Below are 22,828 nucleotides of genomic sequence, written 5' to 3' on the forward strand. Positions count from 1 at the left end.
GCCTTCTCAATCACATTCAGGATACAACGGGCACAACCTGCGGCTGCGCCAATTCTTGTTGTGTTACGGTTTGTTCTTCAATTTTAAAAAACGCGACACAGGCGGAAAGATTATCTGCCTGGGTAGCTAACTGCTCAGTGGCGGCTGCCGCTTCTTCAACCAGCCCGGCGTTCTGCTGTGTGACAGAATCCATCTGGCTAACGGCTTGCGCCACCTGCTCAATGCCTTTGCGTTGTTCATCGGAGGCCGAGGCAATCTCCCCCATGATGTCGTTAACCCGGGTAACCGAGCTAACAATCTCTGTCATCGTGCGCGCCGCCATATCCACCAGCTGCGATCCCTGGTGAACGCGGGTGACGGACTCTTCGATCAGTCCTTTAATTTCTTTCGCTGCCTGTGCGCTACGGCTTGCCAGATTGCGAACCTCTCCGGCGACCACGGCGAAACCGCGCCCCTGCTCACCGGCACGGGCAGCTTCCACCGCGGCGTTTAACGCCAGGATGTTGGTCTGGAAGGCGATGCTGTCAATCACACTGGTGATGTCACCTATCTTCTGCGAGCTGGCAGAAATCTCATGCATAGTGCTGGCAACCTTAGCCGTCTGTTCCCCTCCTTTATGCGCCGTGTCAGCCGCACTTTTGGCAATGCCTGAGGCTTGTCGCGCGTTATCCGCATTTTGCCCCACGGTGGCGGTAAGCTGTTCCATACTGGCTGCCGTTTGCGCCAGCGATGCCGCCTGCTGTTCAGTTCGCGAGGACAGGTCGTTATTACCCATCGCGATTTCCGAGATCCCGGTATGCATTGCCGAGCTCCCCTGGCGTACCTCACTGACCGTCTCACGCAGTGCCTGTTGCATCGCTTTCAGGCTGGCAAAAATGGCTGAAATCTCATTGCGCCCATATACCGCTATCGGTCGCGCCAGATTACCCGCCGCAATGCTGTCGAAATGGCTACCGATGATCGCCAGCGGCTGTACAATCATTTTGCGCGACCAGTACAGCGCTGCGGTCGTTAATAGCGCCGCCAGTACCAGCATGGTGGCGAAAATCACCCCGGACATATGGTAACTACGCTGGCTGTGATCCTCTGCTTTTTGCAATACCTGGTTGATGTTGTTTTGCCACGCCGTAAAGTTTGTATCAAAGGCATCCTGTGAAGCCTGTACCGGGGCGGTCAAAAAATCTGACAGCTGATTATTTTCCAGCCAGGTTGCCTGGTGAACCAGATCGCTATGCCATTGACTGAAGCTTTTCTCGGTTGCGCTTTGCAGCGCCTTCCCCTCTTCTGCCGTCTCTGTCGTCGCCATAAAGCGTTTAAATATCGATTCGGACTGGGCCAGGCTGTCCTGTGCAATCGTCATCAGCGCTTTGATATCCTCTGGCGGATAGCTCAGCGCCGTCAGCGTGCCTGCTTTATTAAGTGCAGTACTGGCCTGTAATAACACAGCGCGGGTTTGCGCCAGCGCAGCGCGTTGCTGATTACTCTGTTCGACCTGGTTCAGGTTCTGAAAACCATCCCGAAATGCCCAGAAGGACAAGCCATTACTGCCAATCTGCAAAACGCCGCAGAGGATTAAAATCAAAAACAGCGTGGTCGAAATTCGCATACGATTAAACATCAACGCTCCCATCAGGCGGCGCAGGCCGCGGTTTAGCTGTCAGTCAAAATGTTTCCCAATGCGTATCTTGTTCGGTGGCTAGCTGGCGCGGTTGTGACGCCGGAGTCGCTGTTGCAGGTAGTCGTGTATCTCGCGTCTTTGATGATGCAGGACGTGACGCGAGGCGGAATGTCGACACCGACTGGGTCAGGCGACTGGCCTGCTCCTCGAGTGCGGCAGCGGCAGCGGCCGACTCCTGCACCAACGAGGCGTTTTGTTGCGTAACCCGGTCCATTTCAGACACAGCGAGCGCAACCTGATCTATCCCTCGACTTTGTTCATCGGATGCCGAGGCGATTTCCCCCATGATGTCGGTCACACGCGTGACTGCATTAACGATGTCATGCATGGTTTCCCCGGCGCTTTCTACCAATACAGAACCGGTATCAACCCGCGATACAGAATCTTCAATTAGCGCTTTAATCTCTTTTGCTGCCTGCGCACTGCGGCTCGCCAGGTTACGCACTTCACCGGCAACGACGGCAAAACCACGGCCTTGTTCACCGGCACGCGCAGCTTCCACCGCCGCATTCAGCGCAAGAATGTTTGTCTGGAATGCAATGCCATCGATAACGCTAATAATGTCGGCAATTTTCTTCGAACTATCGGCGATTTCGTGCATGGTATTCACCACGCTATCAACCACTTTGCCGCCATGTTGCGCGGTATCGGAGGCGCTTTTCGCCAGTTGAGAAGCCTGACGCGCATTGTCCGCATTTTGCTTCACGGTAGCCGTCAACTGTTCCATGCTGGCTGCTGTTTCTTCCAGCGCGGAAGCCTGTTGTTCAGTACGGGATGAAAGATCGGTGTTACCGCTGGCAATTTCACTGGTACCGGAATAAATCGCATCCGAACCTTCGCGCACCAGGGTTACCGTTTCGGTTAGCGAACGCTGCATATGATCGACCGTGCTGGCCAGCTCGCCAATTTCATTACGACCGCTGACAGCCAGAGTTGCGGTTAAGTTACCGCTGGCAATTTCACGGATATGCGCAATGACGCGAGACAAAGGGTTTAGCAAGGCATGACGAATGCCATACCACACCACCACCAGAATCAGTACCAGCACTACAGCCAGAATGCCGAGTTGCCATTGGGCAAAATGGTAATCGCTTGCGCTTTGATCAAAGGCCTGGCGGTAGAGTTTCTCGCTAACATCTGCATATTTACCTAACGCTGCGCCGAGGGCATTTTGCATGCCCTGAGTTGGCTGTGCGAAATAGGCATCCATGTTGCCGTTTTCAAGGAACTGGACAAGCTCCACCAGGGCCGCATGGTACTGCTGATATTTTTCATCGACGTTACCGCTGGCATCCGTCATATCAGGCAACGGCGTGATTTTTTTGAAATTAGCGTAATGCGCTTCGGCTTGCGCCAACGACGCTTTCGCATTCTTCAGCAGATCATTTTTCGCGCTGCTTTGCTGGTTGGACGCATCCATCATCATGCGCGCAGAGGAACGACTCAAATTGATGCGTGTTTGCAGCATCAGATCCCATGTTGAGGTGAGTTCGCTTTGCTGCTGTCGAAGATCATTAGAAATAACAAAACTTTGCTGATTCTGCTGCAATGAAGAAAACAACAGACCACCGGAAACAAGCTGTAGCAGTGCGAAAACCCCCAGCACCATCATCAGCATTGTGACAACGCGGATACGGTTAAACATAAGGCACCTTCCTGAAAACGAGTTATCAACATTATCGGCATGCACTGAGATAACTTTACGTTTGCAAAAAGGAAATCCATCAGGAAAGCAAGGCCCGGTGGGAGGAGGGAAAACCGGAGGCACAGAAACCACAACGCATTTACATAAAAACATAATAATTATCATGAAGATAACATTTTCAACTCGCCTTATTTTGCCGCTATTTGTATTCCCCGCCCCTTTTCGTGTGACACCGATCACATAACCATTCACTAAATACCACAACAAAATGGATAAAAAATTAAAAAAAGTTGTATCCGCTTACGCTTTAATTCAATTTATATGATGAATACTTCGTTACCACTTAATAAGTATAAAAAATGAGTAACCGAACAATAAATGTTAAATCCTTACTGAGGGCTTTTTAGTGGCAAATGCAAACAAACTCACGTTGTTTATTGTGATCTTCATGCTGGCGGGGATCCTGTCGGGTGCGGTGATCCACTCTTATGCCTCCCCCGGCGTCGTTACCGCCTGGGCCGATAATATTACGCTGCTTACCGACATCTTTTTGCGCCTGATTAAGATGGTCATTGCGCCTTTAGTATTCAGTACCCTGACCGTGGGTATTATGCGTCTGGGCGAAACCTCAACCATCGGGCGCGTGGGCGGCAAAGCGATGATCTGGTTTATCAGCTCTTCTATTCTGTCTATTCTGGTCGGTCTGTTTGTGGTCTCCCTCGAACAACCCGGCAGCGGTCTGAACCTGGCGATCCCGCTGGAAGCCACTGATACCGGCCTGGCCGTCGGTGGTATGAGCCTGAAAGGTTTTCTGACGCATACCATTCCCACCAGCATCGCCGAAGCGATGGCGAATAATGAGATCCTGCAAATCGTTGTATTCTCGATGTTCTTCGGAATCGGTGGTGCTTCGCTCGGCGAAAAATTTAACGCCCCGCTGGTTGCCGCGCTGGATGTGGTCTCCCACATTATGCTGAAAGTGACCGGCTACGTGATGTATGTTGCGCCGCTGGCTATTTTTGCCGCCATCTCTTCCGTTATCTCCACCCAGGGTCTGGGGATCCTGCTCAACTACGCATCGTTCATAGGTGGTTATTATGTGGCCATTTTGTTGACCTGTCTGGTTCTGCTGGCCGTGGGTTATATGATGCTGAAAAAAGAGGTGTTCCGCCTGGTCAGTATGCTCAAAGACCCGGTTCTGGTCGCCTTCACCACCAGCAGCTCCGAAGCCGCTTATCCGAAAACGCTGGAGCAATTAACCAAATTTGGTTGCTCGCCCAATATCGTGTCATTTGTACTGCCTATCGGTTATTCGTTTAACCTGGTGGGTTCCATGGTCTACTGCTCGTTCGCCTCTATGTTTATCGCACAGGCTTATAACATCCACCTTTCCTTCGCGGAAATTACCGTGCTGATGCTGACATTGATGCTGGCGTCAAAAGGGATAGCCGGTGTGCCACGTTCAGCGCTGGTGGTGCTGGCGGCAACCATTCCAAGCTTTAATATTCCGGTTGCCGGAATTTTGTTACTGATGGGTATTGACCACTTCCTGGATATGGGGCGCTCAGCGATCAACGTGTTGGGTAACGGGATTGCAACGGCGATGCTGGCACAGGATGAAGGTTTGCTGGAAGAAGAATCGGAGCTGGTTGAGCGGGAAGCGTAAAGGGAAAATCTGCCGGATAGCAACGCCTATCCGGCCTACAACAGCATTCATTGTAGGCCGGATAACATGCTTATGATTTATGCCACATGGGAAGCGGCAATATCCAGCAGCGCCATTTCTTCGCTGTTCAGCAGCTTCTCAATGTTGACCAGAATCAGCATCCGGTCTCCCAACGCGCCCAGTCCCGTCAGATATTCCGTTGACAGCGTAACCGCGAATTCCGGTGCCGGTCGGATTTGATCGGTCGTCAGCGACAGCACGTCAGATACGCCATCCACCACAATCCCAACCACCCGTTGTCCGAGATTCAGCACAATCACCACGGTGTTTTCGTTGTAATCCACATCGCTCTGGCTGAATTTCACACGCAGATCAACAATCGGCACAATCACGCCGCGCAGGTTAGTCACGCCTTTAATAAAGGCTGGCGTATTGGCAATACGCGTAACCTGATCGTAGCCGCGGATTTCCTGCACTTTCAGGATATCGATACCGTACTCTTCATCCCCCAGCGTAAACACGAGGAATTCCTGACCTGACGGTTCGCCGGCCAGTTTAGTTACATTACTCATACCGGTCATATTCTTCCCTTTCTTACTCTATCAGGCGGCTGTGATTGCCACACGTTGTTCGCGGTTTAACCCCTGCAATGCAGAGACATCGACAATCAGCGCGACGCTACCGTCGCCGAGGATCGTTGCTGCGGAAATGCCTGGCACTTTGCGGTAGTTGCTTTCCAGGTTTTTTACCACCACCTGGTGTTGACCAATTAACTGATCGACCAGCAACGCGTAGCGACGCCCTGCACTTTGTAAAATCACTACAATACCCTGAGTTGCTTCGGTTTTTGCACCTTCAACTTCAAAGACTTTCCACAACTCAACCAGCGGTAGATACTCACCACGCACTTCCAGAACACGCTCTCCCCCGGCCAGCGGATGGAGATCCTCTTCACGAGGTTGCAGAGATTCCATCACCGCATTCAGCGGCAGGATAAACACTTCATCGGCTACACGTACAGACATGCCATCAAGGATAGCCAGCGTCAGCGGCAGCAAGATACGGATGGTCGTGCCCTGACCCTGTTTCGACTGGATCTCAACATGACCGCCCATCTCCTGGATATTTCGTTTCACCACGTCCATACCGACACCACGCCCGGAAACATCCGTCACCTGCTCGGCGGTCGAGAATCCCGGGGCGAAGATCAGCATGCCGACTTCGTCATCGCTCATATTTTCGTGGATCGGCATCCCCTGGGAAATAGCCTTCGCCAGGATACGTTCGCGGTTCAGACCCGCGCCATCATCGGTCACTTCGATACAAATATTCCCGCCCTGGTGTTCGGCAGAAAGTGTCAGATTACCAATCGGACTTTTCCCTGATTCGATGCGTTTTTCCGGCAATTCAATACCGTGATCGAGGCTGTTACGCACCAGGTGCGTCAACGGATCGATAATGCGTTCGATCAGGCTCTTATCCAGTTCGGTGGAGCTACCGACCTGGGTTAGTTCAACCTGTTTCCCCAATTTACCCGCCAGATCGCGCACCAGACGCGGGAAGCGGCTAAAAACATACTCCATTGGCATCATACGAATCGACATCACCGACTCTTGCAGATCGCGGGCGTTACGTTGTAACTGCCCCATGCTGGTGATGAGATCGCCATGGTTTACCGGATCCAGTTCGTTCGAACGCTGAGCCAGCATTGACTGCGTGATGACCAGTTCACCCACCAGGTTAATCAGTTGATCGACTTTCTCAACCGCCACGCGGATACTGGTTGATTCGCTGGCCCGGGCAGGTTTCTCACGCTCTGCTCGTCCATGCGGCGCTTCGTTGGCGGTCGCTTTGGCCACTGGCGCAGGTGCAGCAACCGGCAGCGGCTGTGGTTCGGCGACATCTGCGACGGCTGGCGTTTCTGCAGCAGTCGGCGCGGCAGTGATGGTTTCGAACTCAATCTGATCCGCTTCAATGACGAAGCAGAGCACTGCAATAATGTCATCTTCGGCAAGGCTACCGTCGATCGTTGCCGACAGCGTATCGGCACCTTTGACCACATCGCTTAAGGTCGCCAGATTCCCCAGTTCCTCTTCCAGTAAATCGACTTCACTGGCTTTCAGGCGCGAGAGAATGATCCGCTTTTTGATCTCTTCAGTGACAGGGGCGGCTTCTTGTGCACCCACCTCCTCTGCTATCGCCGTGCCATCAACAACGCTCAGTTTGGCGCTATTGACCACCGCGGGCGCGGTTTCACCTTTTGCTTCGAGCGCTAACTGTCGTAACGCATTACAAATGTACTCAAAGCTGGCGGCATCTGGCTCCTCTGAGTTTTTATAGGCGTCGAGCTGTTCCTGCATAATATCTTTCGTTTCCAAAAACAGGTTGATAATGTCGGCATTGAGCTGCATCTCGCCACGCCGCGCTTCATCCAGCAGGTTTTCCATCAGATGGGTCGTTTCCTGCAAAATGGTAAAGCCGAAAGTGCCCGCCCCGCCCTTAATCGAGTGCGCTGCACGAAAAATGGCATTCAGCTGTTCGGAGTCCGGGGCTTCAGGCACCAAATCCAGCAGGTGTTGCTCCATGTCAGCCAACAGTTCGTCAGCTTCATCAAAAAATGTCTGATAAAAATCGCTAATATCCATGCTCACGCTATCACCTCGGATTGGCTGGTGGCGATGTGGGAACGCTTGCCGGCGGCAGCGCCACTGGCTGTTGTAAGACACTTACCGGCTCATTCTGGCTTTCAGCGTTTTCATGCAAAATGGCCTCTTCGGCCTGCTTATTCAGAACCAGCAGGCTTATACGGCGGTTGATGGCGTCCTCAGGACCGCGATCGCTCAGACGCATCGTGGCGGCCATACCTACCACCCGTAATACTTTTCCATCATCCAGTCCACCGCTGACCAGCTCGCGACGCGATGCATTGGCGCGATCGGCAGACAGTTCCCAGTTGCTATATCCCTTCTCACCGTTGGCATAGGGATAATCATCCGTATGACCAGAAAGACTGATACGGTTTGGGATCCCGTTCAGCACCGGCGCAATCGCCCGCAAAATATCACGCATGTAAGGTTCAACCTCTGCGCTTCCGGTTTTAAACATCGGGCGGTTCTGACTGTCGATAATCTGTATCCGCAGCCCTTCCTGAACCAAATCAATTTTCAGATGTGGGCGTAGTGCACGCAGCTTAGGATCAGATTCAATCAGTTGATCGAGATCGCCACGTAACTTGCTCAAACGGCTTTGCTCCATGCGCTTTCTCAGATCATCAATGTTGGGCTGCTTGTTCACTTCCCCCTGCTGCTGGGTGTAATCATCACCCCCACCAGGAATTGGGCTTTGGCTGTTCGAGATCCGATTTCCGCCCGTCACCGCAGTGGCCAGCGGAGTACGGAAATATTCGGCAATTTGAATCAGTTCTTTAGGGCTGGAGATGGAAATAAGCCACATCACCAGAAAGAAGGCCATCATCGCGGTCATAAAATCGGCGTAGGCAATTTTCCACGAACCATGCGCCCCACCACCGTGATTTTTATGTTTGCGTCGCTTTACGACGATAATGGGATGGGCCTGATTTTTCATGCGTCCTCGGTCGTCTGCTGCGCTGCTGGATTCCTCACCGCACGAACATGCTCTTCCAGTTCGATAAACGAAGGACGCTCGCTGGAATACAGCGTCTTACGACCAAACTCGACCGCAATCGGTGGCGCGTAGCCATTCAGATTGGAGAGCAGAGTTATCTTCACACACTGCATCATCTTGGTTGTTTCAGCGCTCTTCTGTCGCAGGACGCTGGCGAGTGGGGAAATAAATCCATAGGCCAGTAAAATACCGAGGAATGTCCCTACCATGGCATGTGCAATCAGGGCACCCAGTTCAGCAGCGGGACGATCGGCAGAAGCCAGCGCATGTACAACCCCCATCACCGCAGCCACGATCCCGAACGCCGGTAATGAGTCACCGACCATCGCAAGACTGTTAGCCGGAACTTCGGCCTCACTTTCATGCGTCTCAATCTCTTCGTCCATCAGCGCTTCAATTTCAAACGTATTCATGTTGCCGCTGATGATCAGACGCAGATAATCGACAATAAAATCAAGCATCACTGCATCCGCAAGAATACGCGGATAGCTGGCGAAAATTTCACTCTCTTTTGGATTTTCGATATCGCGTTCCAGCGAGAACATGCCTTGCTGACGTGACTTGGCCATCAGGCGGTAGAGTAAGGCCAGCAGGTCCATATACATGGCTTTGGTATATTTCGAACGACGAAAAAGCAACGGGATCGCTTTCATCGTCCCTTTGATGGCTTTACCGTTGTTACCAACGATAAATGCCCCGATACCTGCGCCACCGATGATCACCAGCTCAGCCGGTTGATAGAGTGCCCCAAGGTGTCCGCCGGTCATCATGTAACCGCCGAAAACTGTACCAATAACAACCAGGTAACCTAATAAGATAAGCACGACATCATCCTTTCGCAATTGACTATGACAGGATGCGCAGTCGGGCAGTTAACTCATGGTCAGGACAAAAAAAAGCAGCGGTAATCGCTTACCGCTGCTGGAGTGTTTATCCACACCGTTTCAGTTAAACAGCCTGTTCGATCTGTTCATCCAGCAGTTGTGGAATAATATCGGCAGCATTCTGGGAAAGTTTACGTCTTTTTACGGCTCGCGATGGCGGCTGACATAAACTGCAGGCAAAGCTGCCTGCGGGTTGGTGCGCGTGGGTAATGAAATTTCCGCCGCAGCAGTTACAGGCGGACAATTCAAGTAAACCACTGTCAACAAAACGGACAAGGGTCCACGCACGAGTAAGCGCCAACAATGGCCCTTCTTCTGGCTGCGGACACTGCTCAAGATATAACCGATACGCTTTAATCACGGCATCCACGCCGCTGCACAAACCGGTTTTAAGCAGAAATTGCCATGCATTACAAAACATCGATGCATGAATATTTTGTTCCCACGTCATAAACCAGTCGGTGGAAAACGGAAGCATCCCTTTTGGCGGAGGACTACCGCGTAATTCTTTGTACAGCTTGATGAGTCGGCCACGGCTTAATTGCGTTTCGCTTTCCAGCATTTGCAAACGGGCGCCCAATGTGATTAATTCCATCGCTAACTGGATATCACGCGCTTCCTGAACAATGCTTTTTTCGCTCATCATCAAGCCCTTTTCTTACGCGCTGCGTCATCGATATCGTTAAGCAGGCGTGTTGAAAGCATAATACCGGTATGAATTTGCTGAAGATCGTCAACGCGGGAATCTTGCGTCAAACGCGTTACAGTCTGATGATCGTCGAAACGGAAATGGCATACCAGTTGATTGGTTTCAGCCAATTTGACCATTTGAGGAAGTGTTAATGTTGCCAATGTATCTGCCATCTCCTCGCTGATACCCAAGCGGAACATTGCAGACGCTTTGTCCTGAACGATCAAACGCTGTGCTAGCAATAAATACGACAAATTGATGTCATAAATGTGTTTCAGCAACTCGGATGTATGCATTATTTGCATCCATAATAACCAACATTATTTTCATGCGGCAGAACCGCACCCCGTGATGTCGCCGGGAAGGCCCGGTAAAAAAAAAAGCAAAAGGTCAAATACATAGCAACGTGATGGCGCTTACGCGTTGTCTTAACATTCCTTTCTTAGAATGCCGCGCCCCTTACAAGCTCACATCATTTCTTACAAATGTCTAAGATTTTTCCTAATTCGACGCAACTCTACCCGCCCCCCGTTACACATACAACGTAGCCATGCTGCGAATTTAAAGAATATGTGACGCAGATCACATAATCAAGCTGAACACTTAACATAAATCCATCAGCACAGCTTTTATTTTGGCTATTTTTTAAACCACCATTATCTTTTTCGATTCCAGCCATACGAATAATCTTGCAATAAAATCGAATAGTATTCTGTTTACGAACGTTAATATCACGCGCTAAAATAGCGAGCTGGCTCACAGATTTAATATGAAATAACACTCCGCATTAAATTCTTTATAAACAAAGACTTAAATATTAAGACTGATTAATTAATACCGGGCTGTGATAACCGTTTAAATGTTAAATGATGTATACTTTTTATTAACAAATTGTTTTTATTAGAGATGAGTTTAACTTAAATCATCCGAACAGATTTACAGCTTATATGAAGTGATTATTCTATTTATAAGAATAATTAATGAATAATCATGATGGCATTCACACAATTACCGTACGAAACGTAGCAGTATGGCGTTATACGATCAAAACTGAAGAGTTCTCTCATAATTCATGAACAAAAGGAGCGAGTTATGAGCTATGCGCACATTCTTGTCGCTGTTGCCGCCACCCCCGAAAGTCACCAACTGTTAGCAAAGGCTGTTTCAATCGCTCGCCCTGTCAACGCCCGCATTAGTCTGATAACCCTGGTTTCAGATCCTGAACTGTATAACCAGTTTGCCGCCCCAATGCTGGAAGATCTGCGGGAAGTCATGCAAGAAGAGACCCATAATTTTCTCGATCAGTTAAGCAAAGAGGCACAGTACCCCATTGAGCACACGTTTATTACCTATGGGGCATTGAACGACCACATTCTGGATGTATGCCGCAAACACGAGGTTGATCTGGTGATTTATGGCAACCATAACCACAGTTTCTTTTCGCGAGCCTCCTGCTCAGCGAAAAGCGTGGTCAGCGCAAGCCAGGTTGATGTGTTGCTGGTGCCGCTTGCCGGCGATTAATCACGCCAGTTTGCTGCAGGCTGTCTGCGGGTCAGGCGACAGGTTTTCCGTATGACGCGATGCGATGTTCTTCAGATCGCAAATAAATCTCGCCTGCCAGTTGTTGATATCATTTTTAACGATAGTCTGCAGCATTGCCGCATGACGGGAAATGCGCTCGGCAAGCGGCATCGTCAGAGCCAGGTTTAATGCGCCTGCGACGTCATCCCGATCATAAGGGTTTACAATGAGTGCAGAAGTCAACTCATTCGCAGCCCCGGCAAACTGCGAGAGCACCAGAACGCCGGGGTTAGCAGGATCCTGTGCGGCGACAAACTCCTTGGCCACCAGATTCATGCCATCGCGCAGTGGCGTCACCAGTCCAACATCTGAGTAACGGAAGACCTTCATCAGTAATTTACGGTCAAAATACTGATTCAGGTAGTACAGCGGCGTCCAGCCCAGTTGCCCGTATTTACCATTGATCCGCCCGGCCTCGGTCTCTAACTGATGACGAATATCCTGATAAGCCTGTACCTCCTCACGCGAGGTCGGTGCTATCTGCGTATAACGAATCTTACCGTGATGCTGGGGAAACTGTTCCAACAGCGCCTCGTAGGCCTGAAAGCGCTCCGGCAGGCCTTTGGAGTAATCCAGTCGCTCAACAGAGAAGATATTTTTCACATTTTTAAGCTCTGCTTTTAACTGCGCCAGTTTCGGCGGTAGCGATCCTGATGCTTGCCGTGCAATCTCTTCAGGTGCAATACCAATAGGATAAACTTCCGTGCGGAACGCTTTACCCCAGGCCAGATGTTGTTTCTCGCTGGGCGTAGTTACCTGAGTTTGCGCCGTCAGACAGTCAAGAAAAGCCTGGCGATCGTTGTCGGTTTGAAAGCCCAATAAATCAAAGTCGCACAGTTGCTCAAGCAACGCCTGATGTGGCGGCAACGCATTGAAAATTTCGGGTGTCGGAAAAGGAATATGCAGAAAAAAACCGATGCGATTATTCACACCACGTTTGCGTAGCTCGCAGGCAAAGGGTAACAAGTGATAATCGTGAACCCAGATGATATCGTCATCGCTAAGCAGTGGCAGCAGCTTATCAACCAGTAAGGCATTAACCCGCTGGTAGCCTTCCCAGGCACTACGCTGAAACTGTACCAGGTCCAGTCGATAATGGAACGCAGGCCATAACACGGCATTCGAAAACTGGCAGTAATACTCCTCGTAATCCTGTTCACTCAGATTAAACGATGCCCAGGTGATGTTGCCACGGGTAACCTTTTTTAACGGTTGTTCCTCATTGCCTGTATCACCGCTCCAGCCGAACCACAGGCCGCCAGCCGCCTTCAGGGCGTCCAGCACACCTACAGCAAGGCCGCCAGCACTGCCTTTGTCATCCGGTGAGGCGATGCGGTTAGATACTACGACTAAACGACTCATAGCCACCTCTCCTGTCATTCGTTGCTTCTTGTTCCTGCTGCGGACAGTTGATTTGTTCCAGCCAATGCCAGACGTTCCTGACAGCAGCCAGGCGCCATGTCGCCTGAGTCTCCCCGCTTCCCACTTTTACCGAGATACCACCGGCGCGATTGACCACGGCAAAACCTGTTTCATCGGTCAGATCATCACCAACAAAAACAGGGGTCCGTCCGACAAATGGCGCTTCCTGCATAAATGCCGCAATTGCGTCTCCTTTATTGGTGTCCTGTGATTTGATTTCCACCACACACTTCCCGGGCTGCAATGCCAATTGCGGCCAGATATGGGTAATACGTTCAGCCAACGCCAGCAGCGCGGCCTCATGCTCAGGCGCCTGCCGGTAGTGCAGAGCGAAAGCCATGCCTTTAGTTTCAAGCGTTGTCCCCGGTAACGTCGCCAGCGCCGCATGCAATAACGCCCCCGCTTCGCGCTCGACCGCCGCAGGCAAATGCACAATATGGGTTTGACCATTGATGTCACGGCGTTCTGCCCCATGCACCCCGGCGAGCGGGAAACGATAAGGGGTGGTGAGTGCGTCAAGCTCTGCCATTGAGCGCCCTGAAATCAATGCCACAGCACCCGCATTTTGCGTGGCCAGGCGATGTAATAACTGCAGAATGGTCTGTGGAACAACAACCTGGTCAGGATGCGGTTTGATTTCAGCCAGTGTGCCATCGAGATCGAAAAAATAAGCACAGTTTGTGGGATGCTCAGGGGGTAAGGTTAGCGATGCTGTCACCCGATTCTCCTCCTCGTCATGGTCTGTACGCCGCGCGGATCGCGCCGTATATAGGATGTATGACGGGTATAAGTATAGACAGTGTGACCGTGTTCGCCATTTAGAAAAACAATCGCCAGCCGGGTAGCGGCTGGCGATAAGCGGAAGCTAGACTAAAAAGTTGGGATTTAAATCATTAAACAGTACGCTTAGCTTTTTGTTTGTAGCGGTCGAAGATCACCGCTGCCAGCAGGATCAAACCTCGCACCACATACTGTGCGAATGGAGAGATATTCAGCAGGTTCATCGCGTTCTCAACCGTCCCCAGAATCAACACCCCTGCGACGACATATGAGATTTTTCCGATGCCGCCTTTGAGCGAAACGCCGCCTAACACACAGGCAGAAATCACGATCAGCTCATAACCGATAGAGGTCATTGGCTGGCCGCTGGTCATACGTGATGCCAGGATAATCCCCGCCACGGCGGATACCAGACCGGAAAGGATAAAGATAATAATCTTAGTGCGAACGACCGGCACCCCAGCCAGACGAGCCGCCTCCTCATTGCCCCCAATCGCCAGCGTATTGCGACCAAACGTGGTTTTATTCAACAGCAGGCCAAAAATAATAAAACAGCCCACGGTTAACCAGATCGGCGCCGGCAGTCCTAACCAGTTGGCATAGCCAAGCGTAAAGAAGCGCTCGTCTTCGATTCCCACCGCTTTACCGTCGGAGATAATGTAGGCCAGACCACGAACAATTTGCATGGTGGCGAGTGTCGTGATCAACGCGTTAATTTTTAAGCGTGCAATCACGAAACCATTCACCAGACCGCACAGAACGCCGAGCAACAACCCTGACGCCACGCCAATCCACAGGCTTTCGGTCATATTAATGACCACGGCCGTCGTCACCCCTGCGCAGGCAATAACAGACGCTACCGAGAGGTCAAAGTCGCCGGATGCCAGGCAAAATAACATCCCGCACGCAACCATACCCGACATAGATACCGCCAGTCCCAGCCCCTTCATGTTGATGAAAGTCGCAAAGTTTGGCACAAAAATAGCGCAAACCAGGAACAACACGGCAAACACCACCAGCATCCCGTACTGATCCCAAATTCGGCCAAGATTTAGCGCCGACTTCGCAGCGCCTGAACCCGATGTAGAAACGGAAGACATCATATTCTCCTTATTCAGGCAACTGCCTGGCTGACTTTAGGCATAGCAAGGCTCAACGCCTGGCGTTCATCCGCCTGTTCATGAAGTAATTCACCTGCGATCTCACCTTCTCTCATCACCACAATGCGGTCGGCGACACCAAGAACTTCCGGCAGGTCACTGGAGGCAAACAGCACGGCAACACCGCGCGCAGCCAGGGCATAAATCACGTTATAAATTTCATGCTTCGCACCGACATCAATGCCGCGGGTGGGCTCATCCAGCAAAATCACTTTCATCTCTTCCGATAACCAACGCCCCAAAATGGCCTTTTGCTGATTACCGCCAGAGAGGTTCATGATCAGTTGCTCTGCACCCGGCGTTTTAATGTTAAGTGAACGGATATGATGGTCAGCATTGGTCTCTTCCCAGCCGTTGTTGATCAGACATCCCCCCATGACATGTTTACGGCGCGCACTAATATTGATGTTGTTACGTACCGAATGGACCGGGATGATCCCTTCGGCTTTACGATCCTCCGGACACAGCATCATGCCTGCTTCAATGGCGTGACTGGGTTTGCGGATATCTATCGCCTGTTCGTCAATAAACACCTGGCCTTGCGTGATACGCGTCCCGCCAAACAGACCTTTCATTAATTCGCTACGTCCGGCACCAACCAGGCCGAACAGTCCGACAATTTCGCCGCTACGCACCGATAAGCTGATCGGGGTGCGCACGCCTGGCGCTTTTACCTCATGCAGACGCAGACGCTCCGCGCCATAAGGTCTGGCTTTCCAGCCATAGATGTCCCCAAGATCACGCCCCACCATCGCCTGTACCAGTGCGTCGTGATCAACCTGCTGCATATCCGTAAACGTTTTGACGTATTGCCCATCCTTAAACACCGTTATGGCATCGCTGAGGGCGAAAATCTCCTCCATGCGGTGGGAAACGTACAGAATGATGCGGCCCTCATTGCGTAGCTCACGAATTACGCGAAACAGATTGTCAATCTCCCTGGCGGAAAGAGAGCTGGTGGGTTCATCAAAAGCGATAATCTTGGCATTACGCGCCAGCGCCTTAGCAATCTCCACCATTTGCCACTGACCGATGGAGAGATACTTCAACGGAATATCAGGATCGATATCCATTCCCAGATGCTTTAACTGCAGCCCCGCCTCGTAGTTCAACAACGAGCGGTTCACAATCCCACCCTTATGCGGAAGCTGACCTAAATAGATGTTCTCGGCGACGGTCATTTCCGGCACCAGATGCAATTCCTGGTAAATAATGGCGACACCGGCATTCAGCGCAGTGGTTGTGTCCGCAAACGAAACTTCCTGTCCGCGGATCGCTATAGATCCCGTGGTTGGCGCGTAGTTACCGCTGAGAATTTTTAATAATGTTGATTTCCCTGCGCCATTTTCACCCATCAGTGCATGCACCTGACCGGCATAGCAGTCGAAACTAATATCCGTTAGCGCTTTTACGCCAGGGAAGGTTTTGCCGATGCCGCGAAATGAGAGATACGGGGTAGACTGTTGCATAACGTCTCCGTGGATCTAAACGGTTGCCGGATGGCGGCGTAGCCTCATCCGGCCTACTAAGGGCGTTATTTGTAGGCCGGATAAGATCGTTTTACGGCAGTTGAGTTATTTGCCGCCTAAGCCTTTTTTCGCCAGTTCTTCTTTGAAGTTGTCGCGGGTAATCAACACCACATCGGTAACTTCAGTAAACACCGGCGGTTCTGCGCCTTTGGTGACCCAGTTGTAGAGCATTTCGCTGGATTTATAACCGTGAACGTCCGGGCTAGGCAGCAGTGAACCGTAGAATCCGGTGGCTTCCGCTTTTGAGAGTTCGCTAATTGCATCAACACCGTTAATACCGATACCAATCACGTTTGCTGCTTTAAACCCCTGCCCTTCGGTAGCACGCACGCCACCCAGCACGGTGTTGTCGTTCATACCGACAATCAGCCAGTGTTTAACTTCAGGATGTTGCACCAGCATGGAGTTTGCGGCGTCGAATGCGCCAGGGATATCATTAGATTTGGTTGGGACCTGATAGATCTGTTTTTCCGGGAAGCCTGCAGCTTTAAGCGCTTCCATCGAACCCGATGTACGACGGCGCGCGGTATCCAGTTCGTTTGCGGTAATCGCCATTACAGCGGAAGATTTCACATCCCAGCCACGTTTCTGCATCTCTTTGTACAGTTCCTGGCCCTGGCGTTCACCAATTTTGGTTGCTGCCATCATCACCAATGGCACAGTATCCATCGGCTTACCTTTCGCATTGGCGAACTGATCGTCAACCGCGATGACTTTCATGTCATAGCCACGTGCCTTTGCCATAATAGCAGGCCCAAGTTTTGGGTCCGGCGTACAAATTACAAATCCTTTTGCACCGCTTGCCGCCAGGCTGTCGATGGCATTCAGGGTTTTCTCGCCGTCTGGAACGGCAATTTTAATCACCTCAAACCCAAGGTCTTTACCGGCTTTATCAGCAAACTTCCACTCTGTCTGGAACCAGGGCTCTTCCGGTTGTTTGACCAGGAAACCGAGCTTCATGGATTCTGCGATAGCGGATTGTGACATAATGGCAGCCAGACCGATGGCCGCCAGCGCTTTAGTGAATTTGTGCATGGTTAACTCCAGCTTTAACGTTCTTTTATGTAGGGTAAAATCAAACGATTTTTTGTAATCCGGACGTAAAACAAGGCATTACCTTTTATTGATAAGATCAATGCCAGTGCTGAGAGTATTTTTAGCGGGAAATTGATTCTCCATAAGAGAGCGGCATCACACCCTGAAATTACAGTAGTTGCGTACATAAATTCAGCGGGAAATGACATAAAAAAACACAATTTTCAGAATGGAAAAAATAAGAAATAGCAGATTAATCCATAACATCAGCCAGTGAATCCTTGTTCCCGAATATCGAAACATCCGGGAGTCCAATGATTACCAGGGGTAATAAATATGGTCAGCGTGATCGCGCACAGGGATATCGTCGTCTAACAGACGAGCAGAAAGCGTAAACGCAAAATCAAAAATATGGCCCAGCCCTTTGCCACTGATAAGATTGCCATCTTCAACAACAGCCGCATCGACATACTCGCCGTCAGTGATGGTTTGCCACAGCTCACCTGAACACACGTAGCGCCGTCCTTTCAACAACCCATTACCCGCCAGCACCCGCGCGGCTGCCGAACAAACCGGGCAAATCAGTTTTCCTGCATCGTCATGGCGAGAGACAAACTGGACGACTGCAGCACTGGCGGCAAGATTTACGCTACCCTGTGGTCCTCCTGGCAACACGATCGCATCGTAAAAGGCATCCCGACGGGCCTCCAGCGTATTGTCGGTCACCATAGGCACGTCATGATAGCTCACCACCGCCCGAGACTCAGCGCAGGCCAGCGTCTCAACCTCAATTTGCAGGCGACGTAGAATATCAATAGTAACAATGGCTTCAGCTTCTTCAAAACCGGGTGCCAGCAACACCGCCACCTTCTTCATATACAACTCCTCGATTTATCCACCGATATCCAACAAAAAATGCCGAATAATTCATTCCATTAAATTTATTAAAAATGATCTGGCGCAAGAAATTAGGTTGCAGATAATTTCCAGACACATCACTTCACCGGGAAATTCCCATCAAAACCCACAGTGATAATCACCAGATGTCATAGAATACCGCGGCATGAAATTTAATTTTGAGAATTGAAACGTCATTTCACTATCTGCATTTTAAATAAATACATTATAAATCATCAAATTACATTCACATCACTTATATATCGAAACGACATGGCTAAGCATATTGTTATGCCAATATGTAAAAAAACATAAATAGGTGGTTTTAAGGATTCTCTTGATGCCAGGCACGCGCTATGCTGAATCACGATCGGAAGCGAATATAATTCGTGATCATCTAAAGGACCGGCGGAACGGATTTATTCTGCTAACAGTATTACTCGTACGTAGATGTGAAGTACAACGGCAGCCCGTTGTACTGGCGTTGGTGACGTACTTCACCTTTCTGAAATAAGGATATTGATATGGCTGCAGTTGGAATTGTTCACAAACTCAACACGCAAATGAATCTTGAGTTTTACGCATCGAATCTCTACCTTCACCTCAGTGAATGGTGCTACGAACACAGCCTGACAGGTACCGCGACGTTTCTGCGCGCTCAGGCGCAGGGTAACGTGACGCAAATGATGCGTATGTTTAATTTTATGAAAAGCGCAGGGGCTAACCCCATCGTCAAAGCCATCGATGTTCCCGGTGATGACCTAACGTCCCTTGAAGAGCTGTTTCAGAAAACGCTGGAAGAATATCAGCAGCGTTCCCGTACGCTGTCGCGTCTGACGGATGAGGCAGAAGCGTTGAACGACGCGTCAACCGTTGATTTTCTTCATGATCTGGAAAAAGAACAGCAGCAGGATGGCGTGCTGCTACAAACGATTCTTGATGAAGTTCGTAGCGCTAAACGTGCTGGACTGTGTATGGCGCAAACGGATAAGCATTTGCTAAACGTCGTAAACTACCAACATCACTGATATCCGATCGCGACAAATCTGCGCCTCCCGTTCTGAGAGGCGTAAAAAAACCTTTCTAAAACCTGAAACAACGGTTTATTTTAGTGAGACTCATTCTGCGGGGTGAATTTCAGCTCGATCAACGCAACCGCTTTTTGAATTGCGCGCATCGTAACGGGATCAGCGCCCGCTGGATGGCTGGAAAAGTCGATGCTTTTCAGTTGACTGGACATTTTTTCCCGAACTTCTACCGGGGCAATAACATCAATAACATCCAGAATTTGCTTGATAACCAACTGGCAGGCAACAACGTCCGAGAGCAGTTCCTGATCGGCATTCAGTGTTTGGGACATAATGAGCTCCTTATAGAAAGGTCGTCATAGTACCTATTCAGCGCTCGAAACGGTAGCGGTGCAAGCAGTACAACCGCGCTGAAAATAAAAAAACAGACCCAGTTAATTTCGTTTGAGATGGCAAGCACAACATGAGTGAACATTTAGCGGTTGAGAATAAGCGGGGTCTTTCTCCGGCTGCACTACTGGTCGCTGGGGCCTTCTTTATGGAGTTCATCGATGGCACGGTGATTGCGACGGCCTTGCCCGATATGGCAAAAAGTTTCGGCGTGCAGGCCGTTGATCTGAACATCGGCATCAGTGCTTATCTGATCACGCTGGCGGTTCTCATCCCTGCCAGTGGCTGGATTGCCGATCGTTTTGGTGCCCGAAAAGTGTTTACCCTGGCACTGGCGATCTTTACCTTCGCCTCAGTTTTATGCGGACTCGCCACCAGTATTGAAGTCTTTGTGGCAATGCGCATTTTACAGGGTGTCGGAGGGGCACTGATGGTGCCGGTCGGCCGCCTCGCCGTTCTGCGTACCACGCCTAAACATCAGTTGATCACCGCGATCGCCACCCTGACCTGGCCTGCCTTAGTGGCACCAATAATTGGCCCCCCCTTGGGCGGATTTATTACCAGTTATGCCAACTGGCGCTGGATCTTCTTTATTAATGTGCCACTGGGGTTGCTGGCGATAGCGCTGGCGCTGCGTTTTATCCCGGATATTCATGATGACGAGCGTCGCCCGTTCGATTTTCCCGGCTTTATTGCCACATCGGTCGCGATGGTCAGTCTGGTCTATGCGATGGAACTGCTGGGAACCCAACAACCGCAAGGCTGGTTAACAGCAGGACTTCTGACACTTGGAATAGCCACGTTCCTGTTCGCCCTGCACCATTTTCGCCAATCCGCGTGGCCAATGATTCGTCTGGATGCCATGCGTGTGCCTACATTTCGTGTCACGATGTACGGAGGCTCGCTGTTTCGTGCCTCTATCAGTGCGGTACCCTTTCTGTTGCCACTGATGTTTCAGGTTGGGTTTGGTATGAATGCTTTCCATGCCGGTTCGCTGGTGTTGGCCGTGTTTGTTGGCAACCTGACGATTAAACCCGCTACTACGCCGTTAATACGTTGGTTAGGCTTTAAAAAACTGCTGTTGATAAATGGCGCGCTTAATGTGCTGGCGCTATTGGCCTGTGCGCTGATCACGCCGCAAACTCCCGTATGGGTAATTTTACTGGTGCTGTATCTGGGCGGCGTTTTTCGCTCAATTCAGTTTACCGGTGTCAGCACGTTGGCATTTGCGGATGTTCCTGCATCGCAGATGAGCTATGCCAATACGCTGTTTAGTACAGCGACGCAACTGGCTGTTGGATTAGGGATTTCGTTGGCGGCTATCGGGATCCGTATCGGGGATCAAGTGAGTGAATGGTTGTCACTGGGTGCAATACCCGGCATCAGTTTCCGGCTGGCATTCGTCGCTATCGCCATGATTTGCCTGATAGGAATGGTTGATACCCTGCGACTTACCCGCGATGCGGGAAGCGCAGTGTCAAATAAGCGTCGATAAGCCCGATAGTCCACGCCATCGGGCCAACCGGGTTTAGCCAATAACTTCACGGACAAAGGCTTCAATCGCTTTATCCTGGCAGTTTTCAAAGAAACACTGCTGGAAACGTGGGCCGGAAACGGCGGTTTTCACCAGTTCAGGATCGATAGCGCGCAGGGTATCAAGATAATTTTCTTTTACTACTGCCGCTTTCACCTGGTTTAAAATCCCCGCATTACGCACCTGCGGGTCTTTACGCTCCGGCGGATAACCTTCACCATTACGACCGGTAAACGCTTTTTCAAACATATACCGGACGTTCAATTCAGCCCCCCAGCCAAACCCTTTCGCAAAGGCCAGCGAGAGCGCATTACCGTTGTTTATCTGCGCAAACAGGAACGCATCCGCGGGATCAAGGCAGTAGCCACACACAACGCCTGGGTGAATATTCAGTGACATCATTGCCCCCTGACCCGTACCGCAGCCCGTGACAACGAAATCAATCGCTTTTGAATTGAGCAGAATGCTGGCCATGATCCCTAAATGGATGTAAGTCAGATGGTGATCGTTTTCGTCGCTCATCCCGACATTGAACACAGGAAAACCTTTTTCATCCGCGACAGACTTAAGCTCATGGTGAATTATCGCGTTTTTGCTTGCCTGGCTGTTTTCCATCATCAGTGCAATTTTCATTGTGTATTCTCCTGAATGCGTCGCGGAGGTTCCGCCGTAACTCATGACATTTCAGTCACATTACTATTTAGCAAATCAGCTTTCAAATTTTATGAAATTAAGTTTCATAAAATATCGAGATGCTCACGGTTTTTGCGCCAGCCTTCAGATTTAACTCATAAACAGGGTGTCGTTGTGATTAATCGCAGGTGATCTTCTGGCTATTCAGGCCATTGACTAGCCGTGATGTATGTCAGGATAGCGTATCACCGATTTTTCAGAGCGATTTCATGAAGACCTTTATTCTTGCCCTCTTACCGCTCATGCTGACGGGATGCACTATCACTAAGCAGGCTCAGGTCAGCGAAGCCAGCAACATTACCGGCGTGGTTCGTCTGACTTACAACCAGGCCATGCTACAAACAGCACGTACCGACGACTATGTTGCTCAGGGAACTGCGACAAAAGCATGTCAGCGCATGGGTTATGCCAGTGCAGTCGGATTTGGCCAGCCGGTTGCGACCTGCAGCGTTTATGCGGGTTCTCTGTGTTTGAATACCAAAATCACGCAGTCCTGGCAGTGTCACGGTGTTGCCGTACCACAAACTTCTACTTTCCATTATTAATCATTCCGACCAGCACTTCTGCTGG

At 50.6% G+C, this 22,828-nt stretch carries 21 protein-coding genes; 5 read left to right on the top strand and 16 right to left on the bottom strand.

Annotated elements, in window-relative coordinates; translation table 11 throughout:
• Positions 1 to 16: 16 nt before the first annotated feature.
• Both tap and tar read right to left on the bottom strand, forming a co-directional pair.
• On the bottom strand, positions 17 to 1,618 hold the full coding sequence (tap, locus tag OGX91_RS23385; protein ID WP_182290285.1) for a methyl-accepting chemotaxis protein IV: 1,602 nt from the start codon (positions 1,616 to 1,618) through the stop codon (positions 17 to 19).
• A 43-nt stretch (positions 1,619 to 1,661) separates the two neighbouring features.
• The gene (tar, locus tag OGX91_RS23390; RefSeq protein ID WP_005127686.1) at positions 1,662 to 3,323 is read right to left on the bottom strand and encodes a methyl-accepting chemotaxis protein II; all 1,662 of its coding nucleotides are present in this window, start codon (positions 3,321 to 3,323) and stop codon (positions 1,662 to 1,664) included.
• Positions 3,324 to 3,729: 406 nt separating this feature from the next.
• Here tar and OGX91_RS23395 point away from each other — a divergent pair, with 406 nt between their 5' ends.
• Positions 3,730 to 4,989 carry a dicarboxylate/amino acid:cation symporter gene (locus OGX91_RS23395; protein ID WP_005127687.1) on the top strand — a complete coding sequence of 420 codons (1,260 nt, stop codon included), beginning with the start codon at positions 3,730 to 3,732 and terminating at the stop codon, positions 4,987 to 4,989.
• 77 nt (positions 4,990 to 5,066) lie between these two features.
• On the opposite strand, the gene cheW is transcribed toward OGX91_RS23395, so the two are convergent.
• From cheW to flhD, 6 genes are all read right to left on the bottom strand, one after another.
• Positions 5,067 to 5,570, bottom strand: coding sequence for a chemotaxis protein CheW (gene cheW / locus OGX91_RS23400; RefSeq protein WP_003034638.1), 504 nt, complete (start codon positions 5,568 to 5,570; stop codon positions 5,067 to 5,069).
• A 21-nt stretch (positions 5,571 to 5,591) separates the two neighbouring features.
• On the bottom strand, positions 5,592 to 7,640 hold the full coding sequence (gene cheA / locus OGX91_RS23405; protein ID WP_040232412.1) for a chemotaxis protein CheA: 2,049 nt from the start codon (positions 7,638 to 7,640) through the stop codon (positions 5,592 to 5,594).
• Positions 7,641 to 7,644: 4 nt separating this feature from the next.
• Positions 7,645 to 8,574: a flagellar motor protein MotB gene (gene motB / locus OGX91_RS23410; RefSeq protein WP_005127690.1), complete on the bottom strand. Its 930-nt coding sequence runs from the start codon at positions 8,572 to 8,574 to the stop codon at positions 7,645 to 7,647.
• A complete protein-coding gene (gene motA / locus OGX91_RS23415) occupies positions 8,571 to 9,458 on the bottom strand; it encodes a flagellar motor stator protein MotA (RefSeq protein ID WP_005127691.1) in 888 nt (295 codons plus the stop codon). Before motA ends, motB begins: the two co-directional genes overlap by 4 nt.
• 124 nt (positions 9,459 to 9,582) lie before the next feature.
• Entirely contained in the window at positions 9,583 to 10,161 is a 579-nt protein-coding gene (flhC, locus tag OGX91_RS23420) for a flagellar transcriptional regulator FlhC (RefSeq protein ID WP_005127694.1), read from the bottom strand.
• 2 nt (positions 10,162 to 10,163) lie between these two features.
• Entirely contained in the window at positions 10,164 to 10,505 is a 342-nt protein-coding gene (gene flhD / locus OGX91_RS23425; protein WP_040232414.1) for a flagellar transcriptional regulator FlhD, read from the bottom strand.
• A 796-nt stretch (positions 10,506 to 11,301) separates the two neighbouring features.
• On the opposite strand from flhD, the gene uspC reads away from it, so the two are divergent.
• On the top strand, positions 11,302 to 11,730 hold the full coding sequence (gene uspC, locus OGX91_RS23430; protein WP_040232415.1) for a universal stress protein UspC: 429 nt from the start codon (positions 11,302 to 11,304) through the stop codon (positions 11,728 to 11,730).
• Here the strand turns inward: uspC and otsA are convergent, their stop codons facing one another.
• The 6 genes from otsA to OGX91_RS23460 form a co-directional block, all read right to left on the bottom strand.
• The gene (otsA, locus tag OGX91_RS23435) at positions 11,731 to 13,152 is read right to left on the bottom strand and encodes an alpha,alpha-trehalose-phosphate synthase (RefSeq protein WP_149691559.1); all 1,422 of its coding nucleotides are present in this window, start codon (positions 13,150 to 13,152) and stop codon (positions 11,731 to 11,733) included.
• Positions 13,127 to 13,930: a trehalose-phosphatase gene (otsB, locus tag OGX91_RS23440; RefSeq protein WP_040232418.1), complete on the bottom strand. Its 804-nt coding sequence runs from the start codon at positions 13,928 to 13,930 to the stop codon at positions 13,127 to 13,129. The genes otsA and otsB overlap by 26 nt, the downstream gene beginning before the upstream one ends.
• 175 nt (positions 13,931 to 14,105) lie before the next feature.
• On the bottom strand, positions 14,106 to 15,092 hold the full coding sequence (gene araH / locus OGX91_RS23445) for an arabinose ABC transporter permease AraH (RefSeq protein ID WP_005127703.1): 987 nt from the start codon (positions 15,090 to 15,092) through the stop codon (positions 14,106 to 14,108).
• Between the two features lie 14 nt (positions 15,093 to 15,106).
• Positions 15,107 to 16,621: an arabinose ABC transporter ATP-binding protein AraG gene (gene araG, locus OGX91_RS23450; protein WP_005127704.1), complete on the bottom strand. Its 1,515-nt coding sequence runs from the start codon at positions 16,619 to 16,621 to the stop codon at positions 15,107 to 15,109.
• 105 nt (positions 16,622 to 16,726) lie between these two features.
• On the bottom strand, positions 16,727 to 17,716 hold the full coding sequence (locus OGX91_RS23455; protein WP_005127705.1) for an arabinose ABC transporter substrate-binding protein: 990 nt from the start codon (positions 17,714 to 17,716) through the stop codon (positions 16,727 to 16,729).
• Positions 17,717 to 18,034: 318 nt separating this feature from the next.
• Positions 18,035 to 18,592, bottom strand: coding sequence for a DJ-1/PfpI family protein (locus OGX91_RS23460; protein ID WP_040232420.1), 558 nt, complete (start codon positions 18,590 to 18,592; stop codon positions 18,035 to 18,037).
• Between the two features lie 545 nt (positions 18,593 to 19,137).
• On the opposite strand from OGX91_RS23460, the gene OGX91_RS23465 reads away from it, so the two are divergent.
• A complete protein-coding gene (locus OGX91_RS23465; protein ID WP_005127707.1) occupies positions 19,138 to 19,641 on the top strand; it encodes a non-heme ferritin-like protein in 504 nt (167 codons plus the stop codon).
• Positions 19,642 to 19,721: 80 nt separating this feature from the next.
• Here OGX91_RS23465 and OGX91_RS23470 read toward each other — a convergent pair whose 3' ends face one another.
• On the bottom strand, positions 19,722 to 19,973 hold the full coding sequence (locus tag OGX91_RS23470) for a DUF2766 family protein (protein ID WP_005127709.1): 252 nt from the start codon (positions 19,971 to 19,973) through the stop codon (positions 19,722 to 19,724).
• A gap of 131 nt (positions 19,974 to 20,104) precedes the next feature.
• Here OGX91_RS23470 and OGX91_RS23475 point away from each other — a divergent pair, with 131 nt between their 5' ends.
• The gene (locus OGX91_RS23475) at positions 20,105 to 21,526 is read left to right on the top strand and encodes an MFS transporter (protein ID WP_005127711.1); all 1,422 of its coding nucleotides are present in this window, start codon (positions 20,105 to 20,107) and stop codon (positions 21,524 to 21,526) included.
• 33 nt (positions 21,527 to 21,559) lie between these two features.
• Here OGX91_RS23475 and OGX91_RS23480 read toward each other — a convergent pair whose 3' ends face one another.
• Positions 21,560 to 22,198 (bottom strand): RpiB/LacA/LacB family sugar-phosphate isomerase, encoded by a 639-nt coding sequence (locus OGX91_RS23480; protein WP_005127717.1) that lies wholly within the window; start codon positions 22,196 to 22,198, stop codon positions 21,560 to 21,562.
• Positions 22,199 to 22,467: 269 nt separating this feature from the next.
• Here OGX91_RS23480 and yecR point away from each other — a divergent pair, with 269 nt between their 5' ends.
• Positions 22,468 to 22,803: a YecR family lipoprotein gene (yecR, locus tag OGX91_RS23485; RefSeq protein ID WP_040232424.1), complete on the top strand. Its 336-nt coding sequence runs from the start codon at positions 22,468 to 22,470 to the stop codon at positions 22,801 to 22,803.
• The last annotated feature ends 25 nt before the right edge of the window (positions 22,804 to 22,828 follow it).

It is taken from the genome of Citrobacter sp. Cpa228, from assembly GCF_030333085.1.
Taxonomy (GTDB): domain Bacteria; phylum Pseudomonadota; class Gammaproteobacteria; order Enterobacterales; family Enterobacteriaceae; genus Citrobacter; species Citrobacter pasteurii.